Below are 25741 nucleotides of genomic sequence, written 5' to 3'. Positions count from 1 at the left end.
TCAGGACAGAAAGAAACGGGGTGACGGGCCCGTGGGCCCGTCACCCCGTCACGTCAGGCAGAGCCTACGGCTCAGGCCTCGGCGCCCTCGGCGGCCTCGGTCTCGCCCTCGGCGGCCGGCTCCTCGGCCTGCGCGGCCAGGACCTGCAGGACGACGGCGTCGGCCTCGGTCACCAGGGTGATGCCCTTCGGCAGGGAGATGTCCTGCGCCAGGACGGAGGCACCGGCCTCCAGGCCCTCGACGGAGACCGTCACGGACTCCGGCAGGTGGGTGGCCTCGGCCTCGACCGAAAGGGTGTTCAGAACGTGCTCGAGCAGGTTGCCACCGGCGGCCAGCTCGCCCTCGGCGACGACCGGAACCTCGACGGTGACCTTCTCGCCACGCTTGACCAGGATCAGGTCGACGTGCTCCAGGAAGCCCTTCAGCGGGTCACGCTGGGCGGCCTTCGGGATGGCGAGCTCGGAGCCCTTGCCCTCGATCTCCAGCGCCAGCAGGACGTTCGGGGTACGCAGCGCCATGGCGGTGTCGTGGCCCGGGAGGGTCAGGTGGACCGGGTCCGTGCCGTGGCCGTAGAGCACGGCGGGGATCTGCGCGTCACGGCGGATCTTGCGGGCGGCACCCTTGCCGAACTCGGTACGGATCGACGCGGTGAGCTTGACCTCGGACATGTGCACTCCTCGTATGTGGTGACGATGGCGACTGTCACCCGGCCCCGACTGGCGTGGGCCTGCTACGAAGAGCGCGTCGATAACGGACCGCCGGCACCCGGTGCGTCCAGCACACGGGCACGGCCTCCCTCGCCGAGCAACCACGACAGTCTAGCCGGACCTCTCCGGCCCGCCCAAATGGATCAGTCCGCCCCGCCGCCCCACCCCCGCAGGACACGGGGGAGGGCCCGGCAGATCACGGGGAGGAGAGCCCGGCCGGACACGGGGAGGAGAGCCCGGCAGATCACGGGGAAGAGGACCCGGCAAGACACGGGGAACGGCCGCCAGACACGAAGGAGGGCCGCCTCCCCGAAGGGAAACGGCCCCACCCCACCGGCACACGGGCCCGGGCTCAGTGCTCCTCGAACAGGCTCGTCACCGAACCGTCCTCGAACACCTCACGCACCGCACGCGCGATCGTCGGCGCGATCGACAGCACCGTGATCTTGTCGAGCTCCAGCGAGCTCGGGTCCGGCAGCGTGTCCGTGAACACGAACTCGCTCACCTTCGAGTTCTTCAGCCGGTCCGCGGCCGGACCCGACAGGATGCCGTGCGTCGCCGTCACGATCACGTCCTCCGCACCGTGCGCGAACAACGCGTCCGCAGCCGCGCAGATCGTGCCCGCCGTGTCGACCATGTCGTCCACCAGGACACACACACGGCCCTTCACGTCACCGACGACCTCGTGGACCGTCACCTGATTGGCGACGTCCTTGTCACGACGCTTGTGCACGATCGCCAGCGGCGCGTCCAGACGGTCGCACCAGCGGTCCGCCACCCGCACCCGACCCGCGTCCGGAGACACGATCGTCAGCTTCGAACGGTCGACCTTCGCACCCACGTAGTCCGCCAGCACCGGCAGCGCCGACAGATGGTCCACCGGACCGTCGAAGAAGCCCTGGATCTGGTCCGTGTGCAGATCCACGGTCAGAATCCGGTCCGCACCCGCCGTCTTCAGCAGATCCGCGACCAGACGCGCCGAGATCGGCTCACGGCCACGGTGCTTCTTGTCCTGACGGGCATAGCCGTACGACGGAATGATCACGGTGATGCTCCGGGCCGACGCCCGCTTCAGAGCATCGAGCATGATCAACTGCTCCATGATCCACTTGTTGATCGGAGCCGTGTGGCTCTGGATCAGGAAGCAGTCCGCGCCACGAGCGGACTCCTGGAACCGAACGTAGATCTCACCGTTGGCGAAGTCGAACGCCTTGGTCGGAACGATCCCGACGCCCAGCTGGTGCGCGACCTCCTCGGCCAGCTCGGGGTGGGCGCGGCCGGAGAAGAGCATGAGCTTCTTCTCGCCGGTCGTCTTGATCCCGGTCACAGCACTGTCTCCTCGACGGTTTCTCTGGCCGCGAATCCCGCGCTCCCGTGCGCGCGTGCGAGCCAGCCGAATTTGTGTGCACGTATCACGGTACGCCGAGTTCGACGCACCCGTTTCCGGTCAGTCTTCGACAGCAGCCTTCCCGGACGCCGTCTGAGCAGCCTGCGCCGCGGCACTACCCGGCCGCTTACGAGCCACCCAACCCTCGATATTCCGCTGCTGGCCACGGGCGACGGCCAGAGCACCCGCCGGCACATCCTTCGTGATGACGGACCCCGCAGCCGTATAGGCACCGTCCCCGATGGTGACGGGAGCCACAAACATGTTGTCCGAACCCGTCTTGCAATGCGAACCCACCGTCGTGTGGTGCTTCGCCTCACCGTCGTAGTTCACGAAGACACTCGCCGCACCGATGTTCGTGTGATCACCGATCGTCGCATCACCCACATACGACAGATGGGGGACCTTCGTACCCTCACCGATCCGCGCGTTCTTCATCTCCACATACGTACCCGCCTTGGCCTTCGCACCCAGACGCGTCCCCGGACGCAGATACGCGTACGGCCCCACCGAAGCGCCCTCGCCCACCACGGCCGAATCCGCCACCGTGTTGTCCACCCGCGCCCCACGCCCCACCGTCGTGTCCGCAAGGCGACAATTCGGCCCCACGACCGCGTCCTCACCCAGATGCGTGGCACCCAGCAGCAACGTGTTCGGCAACACCGTCACATCCGGCTCGAACGTCACCGTCACATCCACGAACGTCGACGCCGGATCCACCACCGTCACACCCGCGAGCATCGCCCGCTCCAGCAGCCGCTCGTTCAACAGCGCACGAGCCTCCGCCAACTGCACCCGGTTGTTGATCCCCAGGATCTCCCGGTGATCCACCGCCACCGACGCACCCACCCGGTGCCCCGCCTCGCGAAGAATCGACAGCACATCGGTGAGGTACTCCTCACCCTGGCTGTTGTCCGTCCGCAGCTTGCCCAGCGCATCCGCCAGCAGCACCCCGTCGAACGCGAACACCCCGGAGTTGATCTCCCTGATCGCCCGCTGCGCGTCCGACGCGTCCTTGTGCTCCACGATCGCCGTCACCGCACCCGACGCGTCGCGCACGATCCGCCCGTAACCGGTCGCATCCGGCACCTCGGCCGTCAGCACCGTCACCGCGTTCCCGTCACCCACATGCGTGTCGGCCAGCGCCCTCAGCGTCTCCCCGGACAGCAGCGGAGTGTCGCCGCACACCACGACCACGGTCCCCTCCGGCGCCCGGCCCAGCTCACGCAACGCCATCCGCACCGCGTGCCCGGTCCCGTTCTGCTCCTCCTGCACCGCGGTCCGCGTCCCCGCGTAATGCGCGTCGAGGTGACCCTTCACCTGCTCCCGCGCATGCCCCACGACCACGACCAGGTCCTCGGGCTCCAGCTCGCGAGCGGCGGACACGACGTGCCCGACGAGCGAACGTCCGGCGATCTCGTGCAGGACCTTGGGGGTCTTCGACTTCATGCGGGTGCCCTCACCCGCTGCGAGGACGACGACGGCTGCCGGGCGGTTGGCGCTCACGGGAATGCCCTTCGGCTTCGGGTGGTGGACTTCCGAAGGATACCGGGGGGTGCCGGGCGGGCCATGAGTAAGGGTCCCGACCTGAGAGGTCGGGACCCTTCGCCACTCGGCTCCCCTGCCAGGACTCGAACCCGGACATAGGACTCCAAAGGTCCCAGTGCTGCCGATTACACCACAGGGGATAGCAAAGTCGACCAAATCGGACATTAGGTCGTGCTGATCGAATCGACGGCACCTACTATGCCGCACCACCAGCCCTCGATGCGACGGTAAAGCTCGGCGCCTTGGGAGACGCGGATGACGAGACACCCCCGATAGGCGGGGCCGACGTTCTTCCGGACCGTCTTCGGGTTGTGCGTCTTGATCGTGGTCTTCTGGAAGGCGCTCGGAGCGACGCCGACGAGATCGGCCCAGTAGTGCCGAGCCCCTTCGACGTCCGCCGTCGCGTGGATCATGACGCGGAACGCCAGGCGCTCCGGCTCGATCCGCAGGAGTCGCAGCCAGGCCAGGAAGAGCCGGATGACGCCTGGATCGCTGTTCACGAACTGGACGTCCTCCCGGCGGGAGTACGGCTTGTCCTTGGCGCCCTCCGCCCAGTAGAGCGCCGTGCCCGCAATCAGGAGTTCCCGCTCCGACAGCGCCCCGACCTCGTCGGCGGCGGCCTGCTTGGTGTGCCGCCGCCGTGCGTCGCGTACGGCCGATTCGTGCTCCCAGCGCTTCCGGGAGGCGAGCCTGGCCTGCTCTGACGGATCGCGCCGCTCCGGCTTGGGCAGGTCGCGGACCCACAGGGAGATCGAGCTCTTCGAGCAGCCCAGCTCGGCCTGGATCCGGTCGTAGGTCATTCCCTCCAGGCGCAGCTCACGGGCGCGGGCGCGGAGGTCGTCCTTGGCGCGGGGGCGCTTCGTCCACTCCGGGGCCGGCTCGCCCTCGACGAGGCGGTGGAGGAGGTCGTTGTTGTAGATCTTCAGGCGGTCGCGGATCTGACGGAGGCTGAGGCCTTCGCGGCGTAAGGCGACGGCCTGCGCGCGCAGGCCGTCGAAGTCGGCGTACCGGCTGGTCTCCGGTGTCTTGCGGGTCATGCGAACACCCTCGTTCGGAATCCGGACGTCCGTGTCGAAAACGCTGTCGATTCAACAGTTCGAGCGACTGCCGTCCGCGCCGGTTGACGGGCGGCGTCGGGGGCCCTGGAGGGGCGGGAAAATCGGTGGTGCTCGCCCGTAGGGTGGAGGGCATGACCGCAACGGGGGCAGACCAGGGCGAGGGGGCGCCGCGTACCTGGTGGTGGTGGGGAAGACGGCGCAGTGTGGTGCTGGATGTGACGCTGGCCGTCGTGTCCGCGCTGGAGTGCGGGCTGGAAGGGATCGGTTTCGCCGGGAAGGCGTCGGTTCCGGTGCCGGTGGGGGTGCTGTTCGGGCTGGCGGTGGGGTCCGTGCTGCTGGTCCGGCGGCGTTGGCCGATCACGGTCGTGCTGGTGTCGATCGCCGTCACGCCGGCCGAGATGGGCTTCCTGATGGGGATCGTGGGCCTGTACTCGCTGGCCGCGTCCGAGGTGCCCCGGCGGTTCACGGCCGCGCTGGCCGGTATGTCGACGGTCGCCGTGTACGTCGTGACGGTGGTGGGTCTGCGGCAGGACGTCGCGCAGGCGGACGCGGGGCAGCCGGACTTCGATCCGAGCGGCTGGTACGTGCCGGTCGTGTCGCTCTTCATGACCTTGGGGCTCAATGCCCCGCCGTTGCTGTTCGGCCTCTACATAGGGGCGCGTCGTCGGCTGATGGAGTCGTTGCGGGAGCGGGCGGACAGTCTGGAGCAGGAGCTGTCGTTGCTGGCGGACCGGGCGGAGCAGCGGGCGCAGTGGGCGCGGCAGGAGGAGCGGCGGCGGATCGCGCGGGAGATGCACGACGTGGTGGCGCACCGGGTGTCGTTGATGGTGGTGCATGCGGCGGCGTTGCAGGCGGTGGCGTTGAAGGATCCGCAGAAGGCGGTGCGGAACGCGGCGCTGGTGGGTGACATGGGCCGGCAGGCGTTGACGGAGTTGCGGGAGATGTTGGGGGTGTTGCGGGAGGAGGTGTCTCCTGCGGCTCCGTCGGTGGGTGCGGTGGGTGTGGCGGAGTCGTCCGTGGTGCCGTTGGCGGCGGTGGGCCGGGCGGCTGCGGCTGCGGCGGAGGCGGCGGCGGAGGGCGGGGCCGAGGAGGGTGGGCCTTGTCTGGGGGCGCTGGAGGCTCTGGTGGAGCAGTCGCGTGAGGCGGGTGCGGTGGTGGATTTCGTGGTCGTGGGTGAGGTCCGGGCGTACGGGGCCGATGTGGAGCGGACGGCGTACCGGGTGGTTCAGGAGGCGTTGACGAACGTCCACAAGCATGCGGCGGGTGCCAGGGTGGTGGTCCGTCTGGCGCATCGTGAGGCGGAGGTCGCGATGCAGGTGGAGAACGGTCCGTCGGACGCGGCGGCCGCGGATGCGCATCTGCCGAGCGGGGGGAACGGGCTGGTGGGGATGCGGGAGCGGGTGACGCGGTTGGGCGGGGTGTTCGTGTCGGGTCCGACGGACGCGGGGGGTTTCCGGGTGAGTGCGGTGCTGCCGGTGGTGTCGGTCTCGTAGCCGCGGGTGTGGTCAGGCCTGGGCGACGAGTCGGGTCGGTTGGGTGCCGGTGATCAGGGTGGCGAGGGCGGTGTCGATGTCGGGGCCGAGGAACCAGTCGCCGGTGTGGTCGATGCTGTAGACGCGGCCTTCGGCGTCCATGGCGAGGACGGCGCGTTGGGCGTCTTCTTCGCCTTCTTCTCCGAGGGGGGCGAGTTCGGTGTCGAGGGCGCGGCCGAGGTCGCCGAGGGTGCGGGCGAGGTGGAGGCCGGCGAGGGGGTCGAAGCGGAGGGTCGCGGGTGCTATCTGGCGTCCGTGGCCGGGGGCGGTGACGTGCAGGCCGCCGAATTCCGCCCAGGCTTCGACGACGGCGGGGAAGACGCTGTGGCGGTGTCCGGCGGGTGAGACGTGTGCGCGCAGGAGGTCGGCCCAGTGTTCGGCGAGCTGTATGTCCCAGCGGCCGGGTTGCCAGCCGGCCTCGCGGAGGGCGGCGTCGACGTTGACCGGGAAGCGGGTGCTGTTCAGGTCGGGCATGGGTGGTTCAGCCGTTCTGGGTGGCGGCGGTGGGGTCGACGGTGCGGACTCCGAAGTGCGCGAGCATGGCGGTGCAGGAGCGGCAGGGTGCGGCGTAGCTGCCGTGGAGCGGGTCTCCGTCCTCGCGGATGCGGCGTGCGGTGAGTTTGGCCTGTTTCAGGGAGCGGCGGGCCTCGCTGTGGGTGAGGGGTTTGCGCTGGGCGCGTTTGGAGCGGGCGTTCTCGGCGGCGGTGAGGTGCCGGGAGAGCAGGATGGCTTCGGGGCAGCGTCCGGTGAAGCGTTCGCGCTGGCCGCTGGTGAGGGTGTCGAGGAAGTCCTGGACGAGTGGGTGGAGGGTGGGTGGCAGGTCGCCGCGGGCGGCGGTGCAGGTGAGTGTCTCGCCGCGGACGGAGAGGGCCGCGCCGACGGTGGGCAGGATGCCGTCGCGGCGGTGGCGCAGTAAGGGGGCGCGGTGGGTGTCGGCGGCACTGCCCCAGGTGAGGCGTGGGTCACCCTGCGTGGGCGTTGGTGCTGGTGTGGTGCTTGCGTGCATGGTGCGGCTCTTCCCCTCCTGCAATCCCCCGAGTTGCGTGAACAGCCTGCCAAACGCGGTGCCCGATGGGGAAGCTGGGGCGCGGAAACGTGCTTTCGGTGTGTCGGAACCATGGCGTTGTTGTCATGCCGTCGTGACAGTTGGTGACGGGGGGCGGGGTGGCGGGGGTCGGCCGGGGCGGGCCGGGTCGGGGGCTTGTGGCAGCGCATAGGCTGTGCGGACCAGCAGCCAGTAGAAGCCACAGGCAGAAGCAGCCAGCAGCCACTCAGGGGGCAACCGCCATGACGACAGGTCGGCTCGGCCAGGACACCGCGCCGCCGAACGCGGCGTACGCCGGTCAGGTCGTGCACTTCCCGGATCCGGTCCGGGCCTCCCGTCATCCCCGAGGGGTGCGGGTGGACGAGCGCGGCTACCCGGATTTCTCTCCGTACGCGCGGGCGGCGGCGGAGATCGCCGATCCGCCGGAGGGTTTCGGCGTCGACGAACTGCGTCTGACGGACTACGTGTCGGCGAACGCGGCGCTGGCCGCGACGGGGCACGAGTTGTGGGACACGATTCCGCCGGTGGCGACGCCGCATGGCTGGACGTGGCATCACGTGGCGCATTCGCGGCGTCTGGAGCTGGTTCCGGTCGAGGTGAAGGCGCTGCTGCGGCATCACGGCGGGGTGGCGACGGCGCGTTCGGTGGATGCGTCGAAGCGGGGTACGCGGCCGCTGCAGGAGACCCGGCCGGTGCACTTCGGGTTGCCGAAGCGTGTGGTGTCGGTGTCGGAGCAGCAGGTGCAGGGTGTGGAGGAGGATCTGGGGTACCGCCTGCCGGGTGCGTACCGTTCCTTCCTGAAGGCGGCGGGTGGTGCCGCTCCGGTGGGCACGGCGCTGGACGCGGAGCTGGGGCTGCTGGTGGACCAGCCGTTCTTCACGCTGCGTGAGGAGGCGGGGGTCAACGACCTCGTCTATGTGAACAAGTGTCTGCGGGACCACCTGACGAAGGACTACCTCGGGGTGGCGTTCGTGCAGGGTGGTCTTCTCGCGGTGAAGGTGCGGGGCGCGGCGGTCGGGTCGGTGTGGTTCTGCGCGTACGACGACGCGCGGGACGGCGGCGAGGTGGCGGCGGGCTGGACGGTCGGCGAGCGGGTGGAGCGGTTGCTGCTGCCGTGCGGTGGGGACTTCGACGAGTTCCTGCAGCGTCTGGCGGGCAGTCCGCCGGAGCTGGAGACGGTGGCGAACCTGATGGTGGACGGCGGCTTCGCGCGTGCCGTGCCCGTGGTCCCGGTAGGGGAGTGATCTGGCTGTGGTGACGTTCGCGCAGGCGCAGGAGCGCGCCGAGGAGTGGATCAACGGCGATGTGCCGGCGTATCTGCACCGTGAGGTGCGGGTGCGGGAGTTCGGGCTCGGGTTCGTGGTGTGGGCGGAGGACCGGGAGGAGGCGCCGACCCCGGACGGGGACCGGCTGCGTCTGGTCATCGCCCGGGACAGCGGTGAGGCGACGTTGTGGCCGGGGTTGCCGGTGGGTGAGGTGATCCGCCGTTACGAGGAGGAGTACGGGGCTGCCGCCGAGCCGGCTGCGGCGGTTCCGGCGCAGGCGGCCCGGGTCGATCTGAATCAGACGTCGTTCCTGTTGAGTCCGCCGGAGTGGTTGCAGGAGGCGGCGGACAAGATCGGTCTTCCGCCGGTGGAGTCGAACGCGTCGCAGGCGTCGGCGTCGGCGTCGCAGGAGGGGGTGTCGGCGCCGCCGGCGCTCGCGGACGCGGGTGTTCCGGGGGCGGCGGATGGTGCCGGTTCCGGGGTGTCGGGCGGGTCCGGGTCGGCTGACGCGTCCGCTTCTGCGGGTGCGGCTTCCGGTGCCTCCGAGGCTTCGGGCGTCTCGGCGGCCTCCGACGCCTCCGCCTCCGAGGCCTCCGAGGCCTCCGACGCCTCGGCCGCCGAGGGGGCCGGTGCGTCCGGTGTGGCGGAGGGCTCGGCCGGGGTGTCTGCCCCGGGTGCCGTTCCGCCGGCGTCCGGCTCCGTGGACTTCGCCGTCCCCTCGACCCCGGCGACCCCGGCGACTCCTGCCACCCCGGCGGCTCCCGCGGCGCCGTCCGGTGAGGCGACGCCGTCCTCCGCTCCGGCCTCGGACCCGACCCCGCCCCCGGCCTACGAGCCCACCGCCGACGACGGTGTTCCGGCGCAGAGTCCCTGGGCGGACGCGAACGCGAGTGTCGGCGGGGCCGACGGTGCCGTGCCGCTGCCGGCGACCGTGTTCGCGCCGCCGCTCTCGGGTGCGGACGACGAGGACACGCCGCCGCCGTCGGTGGGGGCGGACGCGCCCACCGCGCTGATGAAGGGCGGGAGCGCGCTGCCCGCGACCGCCATCGCGCCGCGGCTGAACAACGACGGGACGTTCGGGCGGGGCGGTTCGCAGCCGACGCCTCCGCCGCCGGGCGTGCCGGCGTCGGCGGGTGACATCGCCGATGCCGCGACGAGCAAGGCGGCCACGCCGCCGCCCGCCGGGGGCTATGTGCGGACCCAGCTGGTGTCGCAGCTGCCCGACGGGCCGCCGGCGCCGCCCGGTCCTCCGGCGCCGCCCGCGCCCACACCGCCCGGCCCCCCGGCGCCCCCGTCGGCGACGCCTCCGCCGGCCGTGCACCAGGCCGCGACGATGCTGGCGCATCCGAGTCAGGGCGGGCCGGGCACTCCGCTGCCGCCTCCGCCTCCGCCGGGTGTGCCCGGTGGGGGTACGCCGGCCGGTGGTGTGGCGCACGCCGCGACGATGCTGGCGCATCCGAGTCAGGGCGGGCCGGGCACTCCGCTGCCGCCTCCGCCTCCGCCGGGTGTGCCCGGTGGGGGTACGCCGGCCGGTGGTGTGGCGCACGCCGCGACGATGCTCGCGCACCCGGGCCAGGGCGGTCCGGGGGCCCCGCCGCCCCCGCCTCCGCCGCCGGGCGTGCCGGGTGGCGGTACGCCGCCGGCCGGTGTGGCGCACGCGGCGACGATGCTGGCGCAGCCCGGTCCGGCCGGGCCGCCCCCGCCGCCGGGGCCGGTGCCCGCGCCCGTACCGGGGCAGGCGCCCGCGTACGGGTATCCGCAGCCGCAGCCGACGGGGCTGCCGACGGTCGGTCCCGGCTATCAGGCCGTGCTGCGTTACCGCGCGCCCGACGGTTCGGAGCAGCAGCTCATCCGCCGCTCGGCGCCGGGCACCCCGCACCCCGAGTGGCAGATCCTGCACGAGCTGCGCGCGATGAACGTGCCGCCGCAGCAGGTGCTGGAGCTGCACACGGAGCTGGAGTCCTGTGAGCTGCCGGGCGGTTACTGCGCGCGGATGATCCGGGAGACCTGGCCGCAGGCGCGGATCACCAACATCGCGCCGTACGGGCGGGATCACGCGGGCCGTCAGCAGGGGATGCGTCAACTGCTGACGCACCAGGGCGAGTTGCACCAGGTGGCGGACGGCCCGGCGCGGCCGGCGCCGGTGCGGGCGCCGCTGCCGCAGGTGCAGCCGGCGCCGCCGCTGCCGCCGGACGGGGTGGCGCAGGAGCTGGCCGGGGCCTTCGGGCCGGGCATCCTGCGCTTCGACCAGCGCGCGGTGTCCCGGCAGGGTGTGCCGGAACTGGTGGCGGTCACGCTGATGTGGGCGGGTCTGCCGGCGGACTTCGGGCCGTTCTTCTGGGCGCAGCCGGCGATGCCGGTGGTGCCGACGCTGGCGGAGCTCGCGGGGCAGCGGCAGGTGCAGCCGGCGCCGGACGCGAGTTCGTACCTGGTGCTGGGTTCGGACTTCGGCCGGGCGATCTGTGTGCAGTACGGGACGGCGAACATCGTGGCCGTGCCGGTGGAGGCGGGTCCGGGCGGGCAGTCGGTGCCGCCGCAGTTCGTGAACACCGGGCTGCCGGAGTTCGTGCGCTCTCTGGCGCTGCTCGGGCGCATGTGGCGGCTGCGGTTCGGGCTGAACCCGGAGCAGGCGGGGCGTTGGACGGCTGATTTCCAGGCGCAGTTGGCGATGCTGGACCCGGCCGCGCTGTCCTCGCCGGAGAACTGGTGGTCGGTGCTGCTGGAGCAGATGTGGGACGGTCTGCTGTAGCCGGAAGGGCTCGCTCCATCAGCACGATGTGACCAAAGGCGCTCGATGTGTGTTCACATCGGGCGCCTTTTGTCTGTTCGCATGGCGCATCCTTGATGTTTGAGGACATAAGGATACGAAGGGGCGTCAGGGATGAGTTTCTCCGTCGGGCGCGGGCGCGGATACCGCCCCGAGCAGGTCGACCGGCATCTCGCGGCGCTCACCGCGGAGCGCGACGCGGCGTGGCAACGGGCGGCCCGTCTGGAGGCCCTCGCCGCGGAGAGCGAGACCGAGGCGGCCCGGCTGCGCGAGGCGGTCGCCGGGCTCGCCCCGCAGCGCTACGAGTCCCTGGGTGAGGCCGCGCAGAAGATCCTCGCGCTGGCCGAGCAGGAGGACGACCGGCTTGTCCGCGCCGCCGAGGCGGAGGCGCAGGCCCTGACGGAGGCCGCCGGCGAGGCGGGCCGCGAGGCGGGGGAGGCGGCCCGGGCGTACGCGGAGGGCGTGCGGTCGGCGGCGGACGCGTCGGCCCGCAGCGTCCTGGCGGAGGCCACGGCGCGCGCCGAGGAGATCGCCACGATCGCGCGCCGCGACGCGGAAGGCGTCACCGAGGCGGCGCGCGCGTACCAGGAGGAGACCGAGCGGCGCGGGGCGGCGCTTCTCGACGGGCAGCGGGAGGAGCAGCGGACGGCCCGGGACGAGGCCGAACGCGCGGCGGCCACCGCGGAGGCCGCACTGGACGCCCGCCATCAGGAGCAGATCGCGGCGGCCGAGGCCCGGCTCGCGGAGGCCCGGCGGGCCCTGGCGCGGACCGAGGAGACGGCCCGGCACGGCCAGGAGGACGCGGAGGCCAGGGCGGCCGGGCTGCTCGCCGAGGCCCGCCTCACGCAGGAGCGGATCGAACGCGAGACGGACCGGGTGCGCCGCGAGCACGACGAGGCCCGGGACGAGATCCACTCCCACATGGAGCACATCCGTTCCTCCCTCGCCGCCCTCACCGGCCGCGTGACGGGCCAGGACCCCCAGCCCCCGGCACCCGCCGCGGGGGAGGACCCTTCCGGAGGCCCGGAGGAGCCGGAGCGGACCCCGGAACCCGGTACCCCCGGCACCCCCGGGGACCCGGGGAACCCCACCGGCCCGGACGCCTAGGCCAGGACGCCTGGGCCACCCGCCGCCGCCCCGGGGCCGTCCGGCCGGGCCGCCCGACCGGGCCGCCCGAACGTGCCTGCCGGCCGCCCGTGGTGCGCCCGCGTACGCCCCGAGACCGCCCGCCCGGGTCGCGCCCCGCCGCCGGCCGTGCGGCGTGGGCCGCGAGGCGCCCGAGCCGCGCGGGGGCTCCGCCTTCCCCCCGTCCGGGGTGCGCTCCGGCCGCCGGCCGGGCGGCGTGGGCTGCCGCCGGCCGTGCGGCGTCGCTCAGCTCGTGGCGTCGGCGGTCCGTTCCTCCTCCTGGTCCTGAGGGCCGTTCAGTTCCTTGAGGACCGGGAAGCGGCGCGGGGCGATCGTGAGGAGGACGACGAGGGCGAGGGCGGCGGCGCCGGCCGCGCCCAGGTAGACGTAGTCGACGGCCGCATCGACCGCGCGCCGCAGGTGGTCGGCGGCCGGTCCGGTCAGGGCGCCCGGTGTCTCCAGGGAGCGCACCAGCCCGTCCAGGTCGCCCCGGCCGTCGCCGACCCGCGCGGCCAGCACACCGTTGGCGATCGCGCCGAACAGCGCGGCGCCGACGCTCTGGCCGACCTGACGGACGAACAGCACCGACGCTGTCGTCGTGCCGCGCTCCTCGTACGGGACGGTCGACTGGACGCCGACGATCAGCGGCAGCTGGAAGAAGCCCAGCGCCCCGCCGAGCAGCAGCATCAGCAGGGCGGGCTGCCACGGTTCGCCCGGGAACGGCAGCAGCGGGAACGCCAGCAGGACCAGGAGCGCGAGGCCCATGCCGAGCACCGCCGTCTGCCGGAAGCCGATGCGGGTGTAGACCCGGTTGGAGAGAGCGGCCGTGACCGGCCAGCTCAGGGTCATCGCGGAGAGCACGAAACCGGCCGCGATCGGGCCGAGGCCGAGGACGGCCTGGGCGTACGTGGGCAGGAAGACGGTCGGCGCGACCATGAGCAGACCGAGCGCGCCGAGCGCCAGGTTGACGGCGGCGATGGTGCGGCGGCGCCACACCCAGCCGGGGATGATCGGCTCGGCTGCCCGCCGTTCGATGAGGACGGTGACACCGGCGAGCAGCGCCGCCCCGCCGAACAGGCCGAGCGACGGCGCCGAGAGCCAGGGCCAGGCGACGCCGCCCTGCACGAGTGCGGTCAGGAGGAGGGCTCCGGACGCGAACACCCCGAGAGCCCCCGCCCAGTCGACCGAGACCCGCCGGTACTTCGGCGCCCCGGCGCCGTCCGGGTCCGGCGGAGCGCCGGCCCCGCCCCGGGACGCTTCGGTCGAGTCCGGTACGGCGCCCGCCCCGCCCCGTGGCGCATCGGTCCGCTCCGCTACGGCGCCGCCCCCGTCCCCCGCCGTCCCCGCTCGCCCCGCCGTCCCCGCTCGCCCCGCCGTCCCCGCGCCGGGTTCGACCAGATAGCGCGCGATCAGCCACAGGGCGGCCGCTCCCACCGGGAGGTTGACCAGGAAGATCCAGCGCCAGTCCGCGTAGCCGGCGAGCAGGCCGCCCGCTGCCGGGCCCGCGACGGCGGAGGTGGCCCAGACCGAGGAGAGGCGGGCCTGGATGCGGGGGCGTTCCTTCAGGGGGTAGAGGTCGGCGGCGATCGTCTGGACGGTGCCCTGGAGGGCGCCGCCGCCGAGTCCCTGCACCACGCGGAAGGCGATGAGCGAGGCCATGTCCCAGGCCGAGGCGCACAGCACCGAGCCGGCGAGGAAGAGGATGATGCCCGCGAGCAGGACGGGCTTGCGGCCGAAGGTGTCACTGAGCTTTCCGTACACCGGCAGGGTCACGGTGACGGCGAGCAGATAGCCCGAGAACAGCCAGGAGAAGACCGACAGTCCGCCGAGGTCGCCGACGATCTGCGGGACGGCGGTGGAGACGATCGTGCCGTCGAGCGCGGCCAGGGCCATGCCCAGCATCAGCGCGGCGACGACCGGCCCGCGTCGCGTGACGTCCGCCGTGGGCGGCGCGGCCGCCCGTCCCGTGGTCGCCTCGGACACCGCCGGCCCCTCTCCCCGCCCCACGCCATGACGGATGCTTCGTACATCTAAGTGCGCCCGGGGCAGCCTCTCACCCGTCCCCGGGGTGGAGGAACCCCTAGGGGGCCCTCCCTCATACGGTCCAGGGACCGCTCGTCCCGACGGAGGACGAGACGGGGACCGGCCGTCCTTACCGTGGTCTTACGGATAACCCCAGGGTGAAGAGTGCGCCTGGCACCAGTGCCGAGCCCCCCGCCCTACGGCGAGACTCGAATGCGCCACCGCACCGCGTACCGGAACCAGGACGCCACCCTCCCTCTCATCCATAGGAGACATACCGTGACTTCGGCTGTGACCATCCCCAGGCACGGGGGTACGGGAGAGCGAACGGCCGTTGCCGCACGGGCGCGGCAGGTCGTCAAGGCGTACGGCTCCGGGGAGACCCGGGTCGTCGCGCTCGACCACGTCGACGTGGACATCGCCCGCGGGCGCTTCACCGCCATCATGGGGCCGTCCGGCTCCGGCAAGTCCACGCTCATGCACTGCCTCGCGGGGCTCGACACCGTCAGCGGCGGCCAGATCTTCCTCGACGAGACCGAGATCACCGGTCTGAAGGACAAGAAGCTCACCCGGCTCCGGCGCGACCGCATCGGGTTCATCTTCCAGGCCTTCAACCTGCTCCCCACGCTCAACGCGCTGGAGAACATCACGCTGCCCATGGACATCGCCGGCCGCAAGCCGGACGCCGCCTGGCTGCAGCGGGTCGTCGAGACCGTCGGCCTCGGCGAGCGCCTCGGGCACCGGCCCACCCAGCTGTCCGGCGGCCAGCAGCAGCGCGTCGCCGTGGCCCGCGCGCTCGCCGCCCGCCCCGAGATCATCTTCGGTGACGAGCCGACCGGAAACCTCGACTCCCGCGCCGGCGCCGAAGTCCTCGGCTTCCTGCGCCAGTCCGTCGACGAGCTCGGGCAGACCATCGTCATGGTCACGCACGACCCCGTCGCCGCGTCCTACGCCGACCGCGTCCTCTACCTCGCCGACGGCCGGATCGTCGACGAGATGCACGCGCCGACCGCCGACCAGGTCCTCGACCGCATGAAGGACTTCGACGCACGGGGGCGGACGTCATGACCGTCCTGAAGACCTCCCTGCGCAACTTCTTCGCGCACAAGGGCCGCATGGCGCTGTCCGCCGTGGCCGTCCTGCTCTCCGTCGCCTTCGTCAGCGGCACCCTGGTGTTCAGCGACACCATGAACACCACCTTCGACAAGCTCTTCGCCTCCACCGCCTCCGACGTCACCATCAGCCCCAAGGGCGCCACCGAGGACGACGACATCCCGCAGAACGGGCGCCCGGAGACGCTGCCCGCCGCGCTCGTCGACCAGGTCAAGGGCGTCGACGGCGTCAAGGCCGCCCAGGGGCAGGTCCTGTCCATGAGCGTCACGGTCGTCGACGCGCGGGACGAGAACGTCGGACCCACCTCCGGCGCGCCCACCATCGCCGCCAACTGGGCTGCCACCGAGCTGCGTTCGATGGAGATCGCCTCCGGTCACGAGCCGCGCGGTCCCACCGAGGTCATGGTCGACGGCGGCACCGCAGAGAAGCACCATCTGAAGATCGGTGACGAGCTGCGCACCATCGCCGTCACCGGCGACTTCACCGCCAGGATCTCCGGCATCGTGGACTTCAAGGTCACGAACCCCGGCGCCACCCTCGTCTACTTCGACACCGCCACCGCCCAGCGTGAACTCCTCGGCCGGGAAGGCCTGTTCACCCACGTCAACGTCGACGCCGCATCCGGTGTCGCCGACGACACGCTGAAGGCGGGCATCGCCGCGGAGATCGGCCCCGGCTACAAGCTGCAGACCGCCGCCGAGGCCGCCGACGCCGGCCGCGAGGACGTCGCCGGATTCCTGGACGTCATGAAGTACGCCATGCTGGGCTTCGCCGGCATCGCCTTCCTCGTCGGCATCTTCCTCATCGTCAACACCTTCTCCATGCTGGTCGCCCAGCGCACCCGCGAGATCGGCCTCATGCGGGCCATCGGGTCGAGCCGCCGCCAGATCAACCGCTCCGTCCTCGTCGAGGCGCTGCTGCTCGGCGTCGTCGGCTCGGTCGCCGGGGTCGCGGCCGGTGTCGGTCTCGCCGTCGGCCTGATGAAGATCATGGCGTCGGCCGGCATGCAGCTGTCCACGGGGGACCTCACCGTCCGCTGGACCACCCCCGTCGTCGGCCTCGTCCTCGGTGTCGTCGTCACCGTCGTCGCCGCCTTCGTGCCCGCCCGGCGGGCCGGCAAGGTCTCCCCGATGGCCGCCCTGCGCGACGCCGGCACCCCCGCCGACGCCAAGGCCGGCCTCGTGCGCGGCGCCGTCGGCCTGCTGCTGACCGCGGCCGGCGCCGGCGCGCTGTGGACCGCGACCCGGGCCGACGAGGCCGGCGCGGGCTCGCTGTGGCTCGGTCTCGGCGTCGTCCTCAGCCTCCTCGGCTTCGTCGTCGTCGGCCCGCTGCTCGCCGGGGCGGTCGTCCGGGTCCTCGGCCTCGTGGTCCTGCGGGTCTTCGGCCCCGTCGGCCGGATGGCCGAGCGCAACGCGCTGCGCAACCCGCGCCGTACGGGCGCCACCGGCGCCGCCCTGATGATCGGCCTCGCGCTGGTCGCCTGCCTGTCGGTGGTCGGCTCCTCGATGGTCGCCTCGGCGACCGAGGAACTCGACCGGTCGGTCGGTGCCGACTTCATCGTGCGGTCCACCAACGGACAGCCGGTCGTGCCGCAGGCCCAGGCCGCGATCGAGAAGGCCGCGGGCCTGGACCACGTCACCGAGTACAAGTGGGTCGAGGCCACCGTCACCGACCCGCACGGCAAGGCCGGGAAGACCGGTCTGGTCGCCGCCGACCCCTCCTACGCGAAGGACGTGCGCCGCGACACCACGGCGGGCTCCCTGCCGGACGCCTACGGGCCCGGGGCCATGTCGGTCGGCAGCGACTACGCGGCCGAGCACCGCGTCAAGGTCGGCGACCGCCTCACCGTCGCCTTCCAGGGCGGCCGGCCCGCCACGCTGCGGGTCGCGGCGATCACCTCCGACGCGAACAACATCGACAAGGGCGTGATGTACACGAACATCACGACGGCCGAGCGCTCCCTGCCGGTGGAGAAGATGCCCCGGAGCATGATCGTCTTCGCCACGGCGAAGGACGGCCAGGAGACCGCGGCCTACCAGGCCCTCAAGGACGCCCTGAAGCCGTACCCGCAGTACAAGGTCGCCGACCAGGCCGACTACAAGCAGGACCTGAAGGACCAGGTCGGCCAGCTCCTGAACATCGTCTACGGGCTGCTCGCCCTCGCGATCGTCGTCGCGATCCTGGGCGTCGTGAACACCCTCGCCCTCTCGGTCGTCGAGCGGACCCGCGAGATCGGCCTCATGCGCGCCATCGGCCTCTCGCGCCGGCAGCTGCGCCGCATGATCCGCCTGGAGTCCGTCGTCATCGCCCTCTTCGGCGCCCTCCTCGGCCTCGGCCTGGGCCTGGGCTGGGGCACCGCCGCCCAGAAGCTCCTCGCCCTGGAGGGCCTGGGCGTCCTGGAGATCCCCTGGCCGACGATCGTCGCGGTCTTCGCCGGATCGGCCTTCGTGGGCCTCTTCGCGGCCCTGATCCCGGCCTTCAGGGCGGGCCGCATGAACGTCCTGAACGCGATCGCGACGGACTAGTACGCGCCGCGTGCACGGGGGACGGGCGGGGCCCGGCGGAGCGATCCGCCGGGCCCGGCCCGTTGTCACAGGACGCGGCCGAGGGGGATCACCATGACCGTGACGGCGGCCTCGGTGATCTCGTAGATGACGCGGCACCGCCCCCCGTGCATACGTCCGAGGTCCCACGAGCCGTACGCGCAGGTCCCTGCGGGGCGCGGGTCGTGGGCGAGGAGGCCGGTGGCCGTGATGACCTGGCGCAGCCCGTCGGGGTCGTCCGGCAGGAACGGCGGGCGTGGGCGGTCCGGCGCACGAGGGAGCCGAACGGAGCGCGAGCCTCGGTGCGGGGCAACGCGGCACTCAGGTGCGGAACCGTACGGTCGGGGTGGCGTCGCGGCGGTCCCGCGAAAGGGTGGCTGTCACCGCGTCGTCGTAGGCTGGAAGCCCCGGCCCGTGAGACGTGTCGGGCCGTTCGCGTTGCCCACCTTCGCCGGGATGGACCCCTTCATGAGCCTGCACGGTCTGCTGGACGTCGTCGTCAAGGACGCCGCACTCACCGAGGCGGTCAAGGCCGCCACGGACGGCCATCGCCACCACGTCGACCTCGTCGGCCCCCCGGCGGCCCGCCCCTTCGCCGTGGCGGCCCTGGCCCGGGAGACGAGGCGCACGGTGCTCGCCGTCACCGCCACCGGACGCGAGGCCGAGGACCTGGCCGCCGCCCTGCGCTCGCTCCTCGACCCCGACAGGGTCGTCGAGTACCCGTCGTGGGAGACGCTCCCGCACGAGCGCCTCTCGCCGCGCTCCGACACCGTCGGCCGGCGCCTCGCCGTCCTCAGACGACTCGCGCACCCGCGGGACGACGACCCCGCGGCCGGGCCCGTCAGCGTCGTCGTCGCACCCATCCGCTCCGTGCTCCAGCCGCAGGTCAAGGGCCTCGGGGACCTGGAGCCGGTGGCCCTGCGCAGTGGACAGACGGCCGACCTGGGGGAGGTCGTGGCCGGTCTCGCGGCCGCCGCGTACTCCCGGGTCGAGCTCGTCGAGAAGCGCGGCGAGTTCGCCGTCCGCGGCGGCATCCTCGACGTCTTCCCGCCCACCGAGGAGCACCCGCTCCGGATCGAGTTCTGGGGCGACGACGTCGAGGAGATCCGCTACTTCAAGGTCGCCGACCAGCGGTCCCTGGAGGTCGCCGAGCACGGGCTGTGGGCGCCGCCCTGCCGCGAGCTGCTGCTGACCGACCAGGTGCGGGCACGGGCCGCCGCCCTCGCCGAGCGGCACCCGGAGCTCGGCGAACTCCTCGACAAGATCGCCGAGGGCATCGCGGTCGAGGGCATGGAGTCCCTCGCGCCGGTGCTCGTCGACGACATGGAACTGCTTCTCGACGTCCTGCCGAAGGGCTCGATGGCCGTGGTCTGCGACCCGGAGCGGGTCCGGACCCGGGCCGCCGACCTGGTGGCGACGAGCCAGGAGTTCCTGCAGGCCTCCTGGGCCGCCACCGCCGGCGGCGGCGTGGCACCGATCGACGTCGGCGCGGCCTCCCTGTGGGGGATCGCGGACGTACGGGACCGGGCGCGCGAGCTCGGCATGATGTGGTGGTCGGTGTCGCCGTTCGCCGCCGACGAGTCGGTGACGGAGAGCTTCGCCGACGACGCGGCGGGCGACACGCTCAAGCTGGGCATGCACGCACCGGAGTCGTATCGCGGCGACACCGCCCGCGCCCTCGCCGACACCAAGGGCTGGCTGGCCGACGGCTGGCGCACGGTGTTCGTGACGGAGGCGCACGGCCCGGCTTCCCGCACCGTCGAGGTCCTCGGCGGCGAGGGCATCGCGGCCCGTCTGGACGCCGATCTGACGGAGATCTCCCCGTCGGTCGTGCACGTGGCCTGCGGCGCGATCGAGTACGGCTTCGTCGAGCCGGCGCTGAAGCTCGCGGTGCTCACCGAGACCGACCTGTCGGGCCAGAAGGCCGCCGGCAAGGACGGCCAGCGGATGCCGGCCAAGCGCCGCAAGACGATCGACCCGCTGACCCTGGAGGCCGGCGACTACATCGTCCACGAGCAGCACGGGGTCGGCCGCTACATCGAGATGGTGCAGCGCACCGTGCAGGGCGCCACCCGCGAGTACCTGCTCGTCGAGTACGCCCCCGCCAAGCGCGGCCAGCCCGGTGACCGGCTCTACATCCCGACCGACCAGCTGGAGCAGGTCACCAAGTACGTGGGCGGCGAGGCCCCGACCCTGCACCGGCTGGGCGGCGCCGACTGGACGAAGACGAAGGCGCGCGCGAAGAAGGCGGTCAAGGAGATCGCCGCCGACCTGATCAAGCTGTACAGCGCCCGGATGGCGGCCCCCGGCCACGCCTTCGGCCCCGACACCCCCTGGCAGCGGGAGCTGGAGGACGCCTTCCCGTACGCGGAGACGCCCGACCAGCTGTCGACGATCGCCGAGGTGAAGGAGGACATGGAGAAGACGGTCCCCATGGACCGCCTGATCTGCGGCGACGTCGGCTACGGCAAGACCGAGATCGCGGTCCGGGCGGCCTTCAAGGCCGTCCAGGACGGCAAGCAGGTCGCCGTCCTGGTGCCGACGACGCTGCTGGTGCAGCAGCACTTCGGTACGTTCTCCGAGCGCTACGGCCAGTTCCCGGTGAACGTCCGCGCCCTGTCCCGTTTCCAGACGGACACCGAGGCGAAGGCGACGCTGGAGGGCCTGAAGGACGGCGCGGTCGACGTCGTCATCGGCACCCACCGCCTGTTCTCGTCCGAGACGAAGTTCAAGGACCTGGGCCTGGTCATCGTCGACGAGGAGCAGCGGTTCGGCGTCGAGCACAAGGAGCAGCTGAAGAAGCTGCGCGCCAACGTCGACGTCCTGACGATGTCCGCCACCCCGATCCCGCGGACCCTGGAGATGGCGGTCACCGGCATCCGCGAGATGTCGACGATCACCACGCCGCCGGAGGAGCGGCACCCGGTCCTCACCTTCGTCGGCCCGTACGAGGAGAAGCAGATCGGCGCGGCCATCCGCCGCGAACTGCTGCGCGAGGGCCAGGTCTTCTACATCCACAACCGTGTCGAGTCCATCGACCGGGCGGCGGCGCGGCTGCGCGAGATCGTCCCCGAGGCGCGCATCGCGACGGCCCACGGCCAGATGTCGGAGTCGGCGCTCGAACAGGTCGTCGTGGACTTCTGGGAGAAGAAGTTCGACGTGCTGGTCTCCACGACGATCGTCGAGTCGGGCATCGACATCTCCAACGCGAACACCCTGATCGTGGAGCGCGGCGACAACTTCGGCCTCTCGCAGCTCCACCAGCTGCGCGGCCGGGTGGGCCGTGGCCGCGAGCGGGGATACGCGTACTTCCTCTACCCGCCGGAGAAGCCGCTGACGGAGACGGCGCACGAGCGGCTCGCGACGATCGCCCAGCACACCGAGATGGGCGCGGGCATGTACGTGGCGATGAAGGACCTGGAGATCCGCGGGGCGGGCAATCTGCTCGGCGGCGAGCAGTCCGGTCACATCGCGGGCGTCGGCTTCGACCTCTACGTCCGCATGGTCGGCGAGGCCGTCGCGGACTACCGGGCCTCCCTGGAGGGCGGCGTGGAGGAGGAGCCGCCGCTGGAGGTCAAGATCGAGCTTCCGGTCGACGCGCACGTCCCCCACGACTACGCGCCCGGCGAGCGGCTGCGCCTCCAGGCCTACCGCGCCATCGCCTCCGCGAACTCGGAGGAGGACGTCAAGGCGGTGCGCGAGGAGCTCACGGACCGCTACGGCAAGCTGCCCGAACCGGTCGAGAACCTCCTCCTGGTGGCCGGCCTGCGGATGCTGGCCCGCGCCTGCGGCGTCGGGGAGATCGTCCTCCAGGGCCCCAACATCCGCTTCGCGCCGGTGGAGTTGCGCGAGTCCCAGGAGCTGCGCCTGAAGCGCCTCCACCCGCGCTCGGTCATCAAGCCGGCCGTCCACCAGATCCTGGTGCCCCGTCCGACGGCGGGGAAGATCGGCGGCAAGCCGGTGGTGGGCCGCGAACTGCTGGCGTGGACGGGCGAGTTCCTGGCGGAGATCCTCGGGTCCTGATCCGCCGCCCGCCTGCGGCCGCCCGCCGCCGGGGGACGGGTACACGGAGGCGTCCCCCGGCTGTCCGCCGCCGGGGGACGGGTAGGGGGAGGCGTCCCCCGGTGACGGGTGCCGGTTCGTCGGCGCGGTTCCGGCGCCGGGCCGGATCCGTGCCCGGGGGCGCGGTGGGGGCGCCGCACCGGCTCCCGGTGCCGGTCCCGTTCGGCTACGGCCCCCGGGTGCCGGTGCCGGTCCCGTTCGGCTACGGCCCCCGGGTGCCGGTGTCGGTCGCGTCCCGCTACGGCCCCCGGGTCTCGGTGCCGATCCCGTTCCGCTACGGCCCCCGGGTGCCGATCCCGTTCCGTTCCGTTCCGTTTCGGCCCGGCCCCCGGGCTCCCGCGGAACGAGGGCCGCACCCCCGCGGCCGGGTTCGGGCGCCGTACCCGCGTGCCCGGGTCGTGGGTCCGGCGCCCCGCGCGTCCGGGCCCGGCGCCTTGGTCGTGGGGGTGGCCGTCGGCTAGAGCTCGTCGAGGTCGAGGGCCTCGGCCATCGCCCGGTAGCCCGCGTCGCCCGGGTGGAGGTGGTCGCCGGAGTCGTAGGCCGGGAGGATGCGGTCGGGGTCGGCCGGGTCCGCGACCGCGCGGTCGAGGTCGACCACGGCGTCGTACGCGCCCGAGGTGCGGACCCACGCGTTGAAGGCCTCCCGCTTGGCCTCGTTCTCCGGGGTGTCGTAGAAGGAGCCCTTGATCGGCGTGAGGGTCGCGCCGACGACCTTCAGGCCGTGGGCGTGGGCCTGGCGGATGAGGCTGCGGTGGCCCTCGACGAGCCGGTTCACGGAGACCTCGGGGGTGGGACCGCCGGGGAAGGCGGGGCCGCTGCCGCCGATGTCGTTGATGCCCTCCAGGAGGATCACCGTCCCGACGCCCTTCTCCGTCAGCACGTCCTTGCGGAAGCGCACGACGCCCGCCTCGCCCGCCCAGGTGGTGTCGTTGGTGACCTGGTTGCCGCCGATGCCGTGGTTGAGGACCGCGCGCGGGCGGCCGGTGGCGGCGAGGCGCTCGGCGAGCTCGTCGGGGTAGCGGTTGTCGGCGTCGGCGGTGGAGCCGACGCCGTCGGTGATGGAGTCGCCGAAGGCGACGATGCCGTCCCGGCGGGCGGTCCGGGGGCCGCCGGAGACCTCGACGCCGGACAGGTAGTACCAGGAGCCGCTGGTCTCCGTGAACGCGGCGCCCGAGGCGTCGGCCCGGTGGTCGCCCGCCGCCCGGTAGCTGGTGGCGGAGGCCATGTGGTGGAAGGTGGCCGGGCCGGTCGGGGCGGCGAGGTAGAGGGTCACGGTGACCGACTCGAGCGCCGCGGTGCGGAACGGCACGCCGTCGCTGAGCAGGGTGCCGCCGGCCGGCACGGTGACCGCGCCGCGGCCGCCGAAGGTGAGCGCGCGGACCGAACCGGGCACCACCGCACCGCCCCCGGCGGTGCGGGCGACCGTCGCGCCCGTCACGCGCAGCGGGGTCGTGCCGTAGCGGTTGGTCAGTTCGACGCGTGCCCGGGTGCCGCCCGCGGTGACCCGCACGATCTGGCGGACGGTCTGGTCGGCGAAGCCCTCCGGCGCCCAGTTGGGGCCGAAGGGGGCGGTGGGCGCCTGTGGCGACGCGGCCCACGCGCCGTGCCAGGTGCCGGCGGCGGTCGCGGCGCCGGCCGCGGGCGCGCTGTCGGCCGTGGCGGCGGTGGCCGGGACGGTGGCGAGGGTCAGGGTGGCGAGCAGGGCGATGCCCGCTCGCCGGAGGGTGCTGGTACCGGTGGTCATGTCGCTGGTCGCTTCCCCGTTGTCGTCAGTGCGTACGACGGGGATCAAGGTCGTGTCTGCTTCAACTATTCCCGCTCTCGGCAGGGGAGTTGGCGGGGGGAGTTGGCGAGGCGTCAGCCGAACGTCAGGGCCGCGAGCGCGCGGAAGGCCTCGCCCGGGTCCCGGCCGGCCAGCGGGTCGTCCAGGTTGTGGGTGAGCAGCAGGGTCGCGAAGCCGTGCGCCAGGGACCAGGCGGCGATGCCCGCGGCGCGCGGGTCGGCGGTGCCGGCCGCGAGACCGGTGACGCCCGCGCGGAGTTCGGCGGAGGCGCGTTCCCTGGCGGCGATCAGGTCGGGGTCGTCGGGGTGGTGGAGGTTCGGCTGGAACATCACCTGGAAGTGCGCCGGGTGAGCGGCGGCGAAGCGTACGTAGCGCACGCCGCGCTCGCGCAGGTCGGGGGCGCCGGCGAGGGCCTCGGCGAGCAGGTCGTAGCCCTGGGCGGCGATCGCCGTGAGCAGCCCGGTGCGGTCCTTGAAGTGGTGCGCGGGGGCCGCGTGCGAGACGCCCGCGCGGCGGGCGAGGTCGCGCAGGCTCAGGGCGCCCGGTCCGTCGGTCGCGATGACGTCGAGGGCCGCGGAGAGGACGGCCTGGCGCAGGTCGCCGTGGTGGTAGGTGCGCCGGCTGGTGCCACTGGTCATGGCAGCAGCGTACGCGGAATCTAGGCATTGACAAGTTCGGGTCGTGAGAGCAATCTAGGCAATGACAAGATGAGCTGTGCGAGACCGAGGGGAGCGGGCCGCGGGCCCGTGGACCCGAGGAACCCAGGGAGGCAGTCATGACCGTGGAGACCCTGACCGTGGAGCCCGGCCGCGTGCGCCAGATGTGGCACCTGCTCGAACCCCTGCACTCCGTCACCTACTACGCCCCCGAGGCCTTCGACGAGGCCGCCGCCCTCGGCTACGACGTCGGGGAGCGCTGGCCGAGCTACTTCGCGTGGCGCGCCGCCGCCCTCGGGCCCGTGGGCGTCGAGCGGGTCGCCTCCGCCTTCTACACCTTCAGCCCCGCCAAGGTCGCCCGGTACGTCCCCGCCGCCTGGGCCGTCGCCGACCCCGCCGACGTGCTCGCCGCCCGGCTCCGCGCCGCCGACCGCGTCTACCGGACGCTCCTCGGCGACGAGGTCCTCGCGAGCCCCGGACTCGCCGAGGCCGCCGCCCTCGCCCGGCGGGCCGCCGGGGCCGCCGCGACCGGCGGGCGCCCGCTGGCCGCCGCCCACGCCGAGCTGCCCTGGTCCGAGGTGCCGCACCTGGCCCTCTGGCAGGCTGCCACGATCCTGCGGGAGCACCGCGGCGACGGGCACCTCGTCGCCCTCCTCGCCGCGGGGCTCGACCCCGTCGAGTCCCTGGTCTCCTTCGCCGCGGTCGGCGCCGCGGCCGAGGCCGTCTTCGCCGGCCGCGGCTGGACCGAGGGCGAGTGGTCCGCCGCCCGTGAGCGCCTCGCCGCCCGCGGCCTCGTGCACCCCGACGGCACCGCCACCGAGGCCGGCCGCGCCCTGCGCGGCGAGGTCGAACTCCGCACCGACGAGCTCGCCGCCGCCCCCTGGGCCGCCCTCGGCCCGGAGGCCACGGCCCGGCTCGCCGACCTGCTCGGCGGCCCGTGGCTGGCGATCATCGGCTCGGGGCTGCTGCCGAGCGAGAACACGCTGGGGATCGGCCGGATCTGAGGCGCCCCTGGCGCGGCGCCCCCGGCCCCGGCCCTGATCCCGGCCCTGGCCCCGGCCCTGGCCCTCACCCCGGCCCCGGCCCCGGCCCCGGGAAAACCGTTACGCCGCCCCCTCGGGCGCCCGT

Annotated in this window: 17 protein-coding genes and 1 tRNA gene; 8 read left to right on the top strand and 10 right to left on the bottom strand. The window is 73.0% G+C overall.

Features of this window, described 5'->3' with window-relative positions:
• Positions 1-71 precede the first annotated feature (71 nt).
• The 5 genes from ACGF1Z_RS29270 to ACGF1Z_RS29250 all read right to left on the bottom strand — a co-directional run bounded on the left by ACGF1Z_RS29270 (position 72) and on the right by ACGF1Z_RS29250 (position 4679).
• Complete coding sequence (locus tag ACGF1Z_RS29270; protein ID WP_393009020.1) at positions 72-668, bottom strand: 50S ribosomal protein L25/general stress protein Ctc; 597 nt, start codon at positions 666-668, stop codon at positions 72-74.
• 391 nt (positions 669-1059) lie between these two features.
• Entirely contained in the window at positions 1060-2034 is a 975-nt protein-coding gene (locus ACGF1Z_RS29265) for a ribose-phosphate diphosphokinase (RefSeq protein WP_393009019.1), read from the bottom strand.
• 120 nt (positions 2035-2154) lie between these two features.
• A complete protein-coding gene (gene glmU / locus ACGF1Z_RS29260; RefSeq protein WP_393009018.1) occupies positions 2155-3600 on the bottom strand; it encodes a bifunctional UDP-N-acetylglucosamine diphosphorylase/glucosamine-1-phosphate N-acetyltransferase GlmU in 1446 nt (481 codons plus the stop codon).
• Between the two features lie 110 nt (positions 3601-3710).
• A tRNA-Gln gene (locus ACGF1Z_RS29255) sits at positions 3711-3782 on the bottom strand.
• Between the two features lie 24 nt (positions 3783-3806).
• Entirely contained in the window at positions 3807-4679 is an 873-nt protein-coding gene (locus ACGF1Z_RS29250; RefSeq protein WP_393009017.1) for a hypothetical protein, read from the bottom strand.
• A 152-nt stretch (positions 4680-4831) separates the two neighbouring features.
• Here ACGF1Z_RS29250 and ACGF1Z_RS29245 point away from each other — a divergent pair, with 152 nt between their 5' ends.
• Positions 4832-6193: a sensor histidine kinase gene (locus ACGF1Z_RS29245; protein WP_393009016.1), complete on the top strand. Its 1362-nt coding sequence runs from the start codon at positions 4832-4834 to the stop codon at positions 6191-6193.
• A 12-nt stretch (positions 6194-6205) separates the two neighbouring features.
• Here the strand turns inward: ACGF1Z_RS29245 and ACGF1Z_RS29240 are convergent, their stop codons facing one another.
• Both ACGF1Z_RS29240 and ACGF1Z_RS29235 read right to left on the bottom strand, forming a co-directional pair.
• Positions 6206-6706 (bottom strand): SUKH-3 domain-containing protein, encoded by a 501-nt coding sequence (locus ACGF1Z_RS29240; protein WP_393009015.1) that lies wholly within the window; start codon positions 6704-6706, stop codon positions 6206-6208.
• A 7-nt stretch (positions 6707-6713) separates the two neighbouring features.
• Positions 6714-7238 (bottom strand): YwqJ-related putative deaminase, encoded by a 525-nt coding sequence (locus tag ACGF1Z_RS29235; RefSeq protein ID WP_393009014.1) that lies wholly within the window; start codon positions 7236-7238, stop codon positions 6714-6716.
• Positions 7239-7519: 281 nt separating this feature from the next.
• Here ACGF1Z_RS29235 and ACGF1Z_RS29230 point away from each other — a divergent pair, with 281 nt between their 5' ends.
• From ACGF1Z_RS29230 to ACGF1Z_RS29220, 3 genes are all read left to right on the top strand, one after another.
• A complete protein-coding gene (locus ACGF1Z_RS29230; RefSeq protein WP_393009013.1) occupies positions 7520-8521 on the top strand; it encodes an SMI1/KNR4 family protein in 1002 nt (333 codons plus the stop codon).
• Positions 8522-8528: 7 nt separating this feature from the next.
• Entirely contained in the window at positions 8529-11291 is a 2763-nt protein-coding gene (locus ACGF1Z_RS29225; protein WP_393009012.1) for an SUKH-4 family immunity protein, read from the top strand.
• A 132-nt stretch (positions 11292-11423) separates the two neighbouring features.
• Entirely contained in the window at positions 11424-12416 is a 993-nt protein-coding gene (locus ACGF1Z_RS29220; RefSeq protein WP_393009011.1) for a cellulose-binding protein, read from the top strand.
• Between the two features lie 264 nt (positions 12417-12680).
• Here ACGF1Z_RS29220 and ACGF1Z_RS29215 read toward each other — a convergent pair whose 3' ends face one another.
• Entirely contained in the window at positions 12681-14336 is a 1656-nt protein-coding gene (locus tag ACGF1Z_RS29215; protein WP_393009178.1) for an MFS transporter, read from the bottom strand.
• 399 nt (positions 14337-14735) lie between these two features.
• Here ACGF1Z_RS29215 and ACGF1Z_RS29210 point away from each other — a divergent pair, with 399 nt between their 5' ends.
• The 3 genes from ACGF1Z_RS29210 (at position 14736) to mfd (ending at position 22135) form a co-directional block, all read left to right on the top strand.
• A complete protein-coding gene (locus ACGF1Z_RS29210; RefSeq protein WP_393009010.1) occupies positions 14736-15524 on the top strand; it encodes an ABC transporter ATP-binding protein in 789 nt (262 codons plus the stop codon).
• Positions 15521-18094 (top strand): ABC transporter permease, encoded by a 2574-nt coding sequence (locus ACGF1Z_RS29205; protein ID WP_393009009.1) that lies wholly within the window; start codon positions 15521-15523, stop codon positions 18092-18094. The genes ACGF1Z_RS29210 and ACGF1Z_RS29205 overlap by 4 nt, the downstream gene beginning before the upstream one ends.
• A 486-nt stretch (positions 18095-18580) precedes the next feature.
• On the top strand, positions 18581-22135 hold the full coding sequence (mfd, locus tag ACGF1Z_RS29200) for a transcription-repair coupling factor (RefSeq protein ID WP_393009177.1): 3555 nt from the start codon (positions 18581-18583) through the stop codon (positions 22133-22135).
• Between the two features lie 496 nt (positions 22136-22631).
• Here mfd and ACGF1Z_RS29195 read toward each other — a convergent pair whose 3' ends face one another.
• A complete protein-coding gene (locus ACGF1Z_RS29195) occupies positions 22632-23918 on the bottom strand; it encodes an SGNH/GDSL hydrolase family protein (RefSeq protein ID WP_393009008.1) in 1287 nt (428 codons plus the stop codon).
• 113 nt (positions 23919-24031) lie between these two features.
• Positions 24032-24595 carry a TetR/AcrR family transcriptional regulator gene (locus ACGF1Z_RS29190; protein WP_393009007.1) on the bottom strand — a complete coding sequence of 188 codons (564 nt, stop codon included), beginning with the start codon at positions 24593-24595 and terminating at the stop codon, positions 24032-24034.
• Between the two features lie 137 nt (positions 24596-24732).
• On the opposite strand from ACGF1Z_RS29190, the gene ACGF1Z_RS29185 reads away from it, so the two are divergent.
• Positions 24733-25617: a hypothetical protein gene (locus tag ACGF1Z_RS29185; protein WP_393009006.1), complete on the top strand. Its 885-nt coding sequence runs from the start codon at positions 24733-24735 to the stop codon at positions 25615-25617.
• The last annotated feature ends 124 nt before the right edge of the window (positions 25618-25741 follow it).

It is taken from the genome of Streptomyces sp. NPDC048018 (genome assembly GCF_043202995.1).
GTDB lineage: Bacteria > Actinomycetota > Actinomycetes > Streptomycetales > Streptomycetaceae > Streptomyces.
Note: the sequence above shows the minus strand (reverse complement) of the source record. Positions and strands in the feature narration are given on the sequence as shown.

What these genes read in the sequence shown, in the direction of transcription:
- ACGF1Z_RS29215 (WP_393009178.1), bottom strand. Translation starts at nt 14,336, where the DNA reads ATGCTGGGCATGGCCCTGGCCGCGCTCGACGGCACGATCGTCTCCACC.
- ACGF1Z_RS29270 (WP_393009020.1), bottom strand. Translation starts at nt 668, where the DNA reads ATGTCCGAGGTCAAGCTCACCGCGTCGATCCGTACCGAGTTCGGCAAG.
- ACGF1Z_RS29240 (WP_393009015.1), bottom strand. Translation starts at nt 6,706, where the DNA reads ATGCCCGACCTGAACAGCACCCGCTTCCCGGTCAACGTCGACGCCGCC.
- ACGF1Z_RS29245 (WP_393009016.1), top strand. Translation starts at nt 4,832, where the DNA reads ATGACCGCAACGGGGGCAGACCAGGGCGAGGGGGCGCCGCGTACCTGG.
- ACGF1Z_RS29230 (WP_393009013.1), top strand. Translation starts at nt 7,520, where the DNA reads ATGACGACAGGTCGGCTCGGCCAGGACACCGCGCCGCCGAACGCGGCG.
- ACGF1Z_RS29235 (WP_393009014.1), bottom strand. Translation starts at nt 7,238, where the DNA reads ATGCACGCAAGCACCACACCAGCACCAACGCCCACGCAGGGTGACCCA.
- ACGF1Z_RS29190 (WP_393009007.1), bottom strand. Translation starts at nt 24,595, where the DNA reads ATGACCAGTGGCACCAGCCGGCGCACCTACCACCACGGCGACCTGCGC.
- mfd (WP_393009177.1), top strand. Translation starts at nt 18,581, where the DNA reads ATGAGCCTGCACGGTCTGCTGGACGTCGTCGTCAAGGACGCCGCACTC.
- ACGF1Z_RS29250 (WP_393009017.1), bottom strand. Translation starts at nt 4,679, where the DNA reads ATGACCCGCAAGACACCGGAGACCAGCCGGTACGCCGACTTCGACGGC.
- ACGF1Z_RS29220 (WP_393009011.1), top strand. Translation starts at nt 11,424, where the DNA reads ATGAGTTTCTCCGTCGGGCGCGGGCGCGGATACCGCCCCGAGCAGGTC.
- ACGF1Z_RS29185 (WP_393009006.1), top strand. Translation starts at nt 24,733, where the DNA reads ATGACCGTGGAGACCCTGACCGTGGAGCCCGGCCGCGTGCGCCAGATG.
- ACGF1Z_RS29205 (WP_393009009.1), top strand. Translation starts at nt 15,521, where the DNA reads ATGACCGTCCTGAAGACCTCCCTGCGCAACTTCTTCGCGCACAAGGGC.
- ACGF1Z_RS29195 (WP_393009008.1), bottom strand. Translation starts at nt 23,918, where the DNA reads ATGACCACCGGTACCAGCACCCTCCGGCGAGCGGGCATCGCCCTGCTC.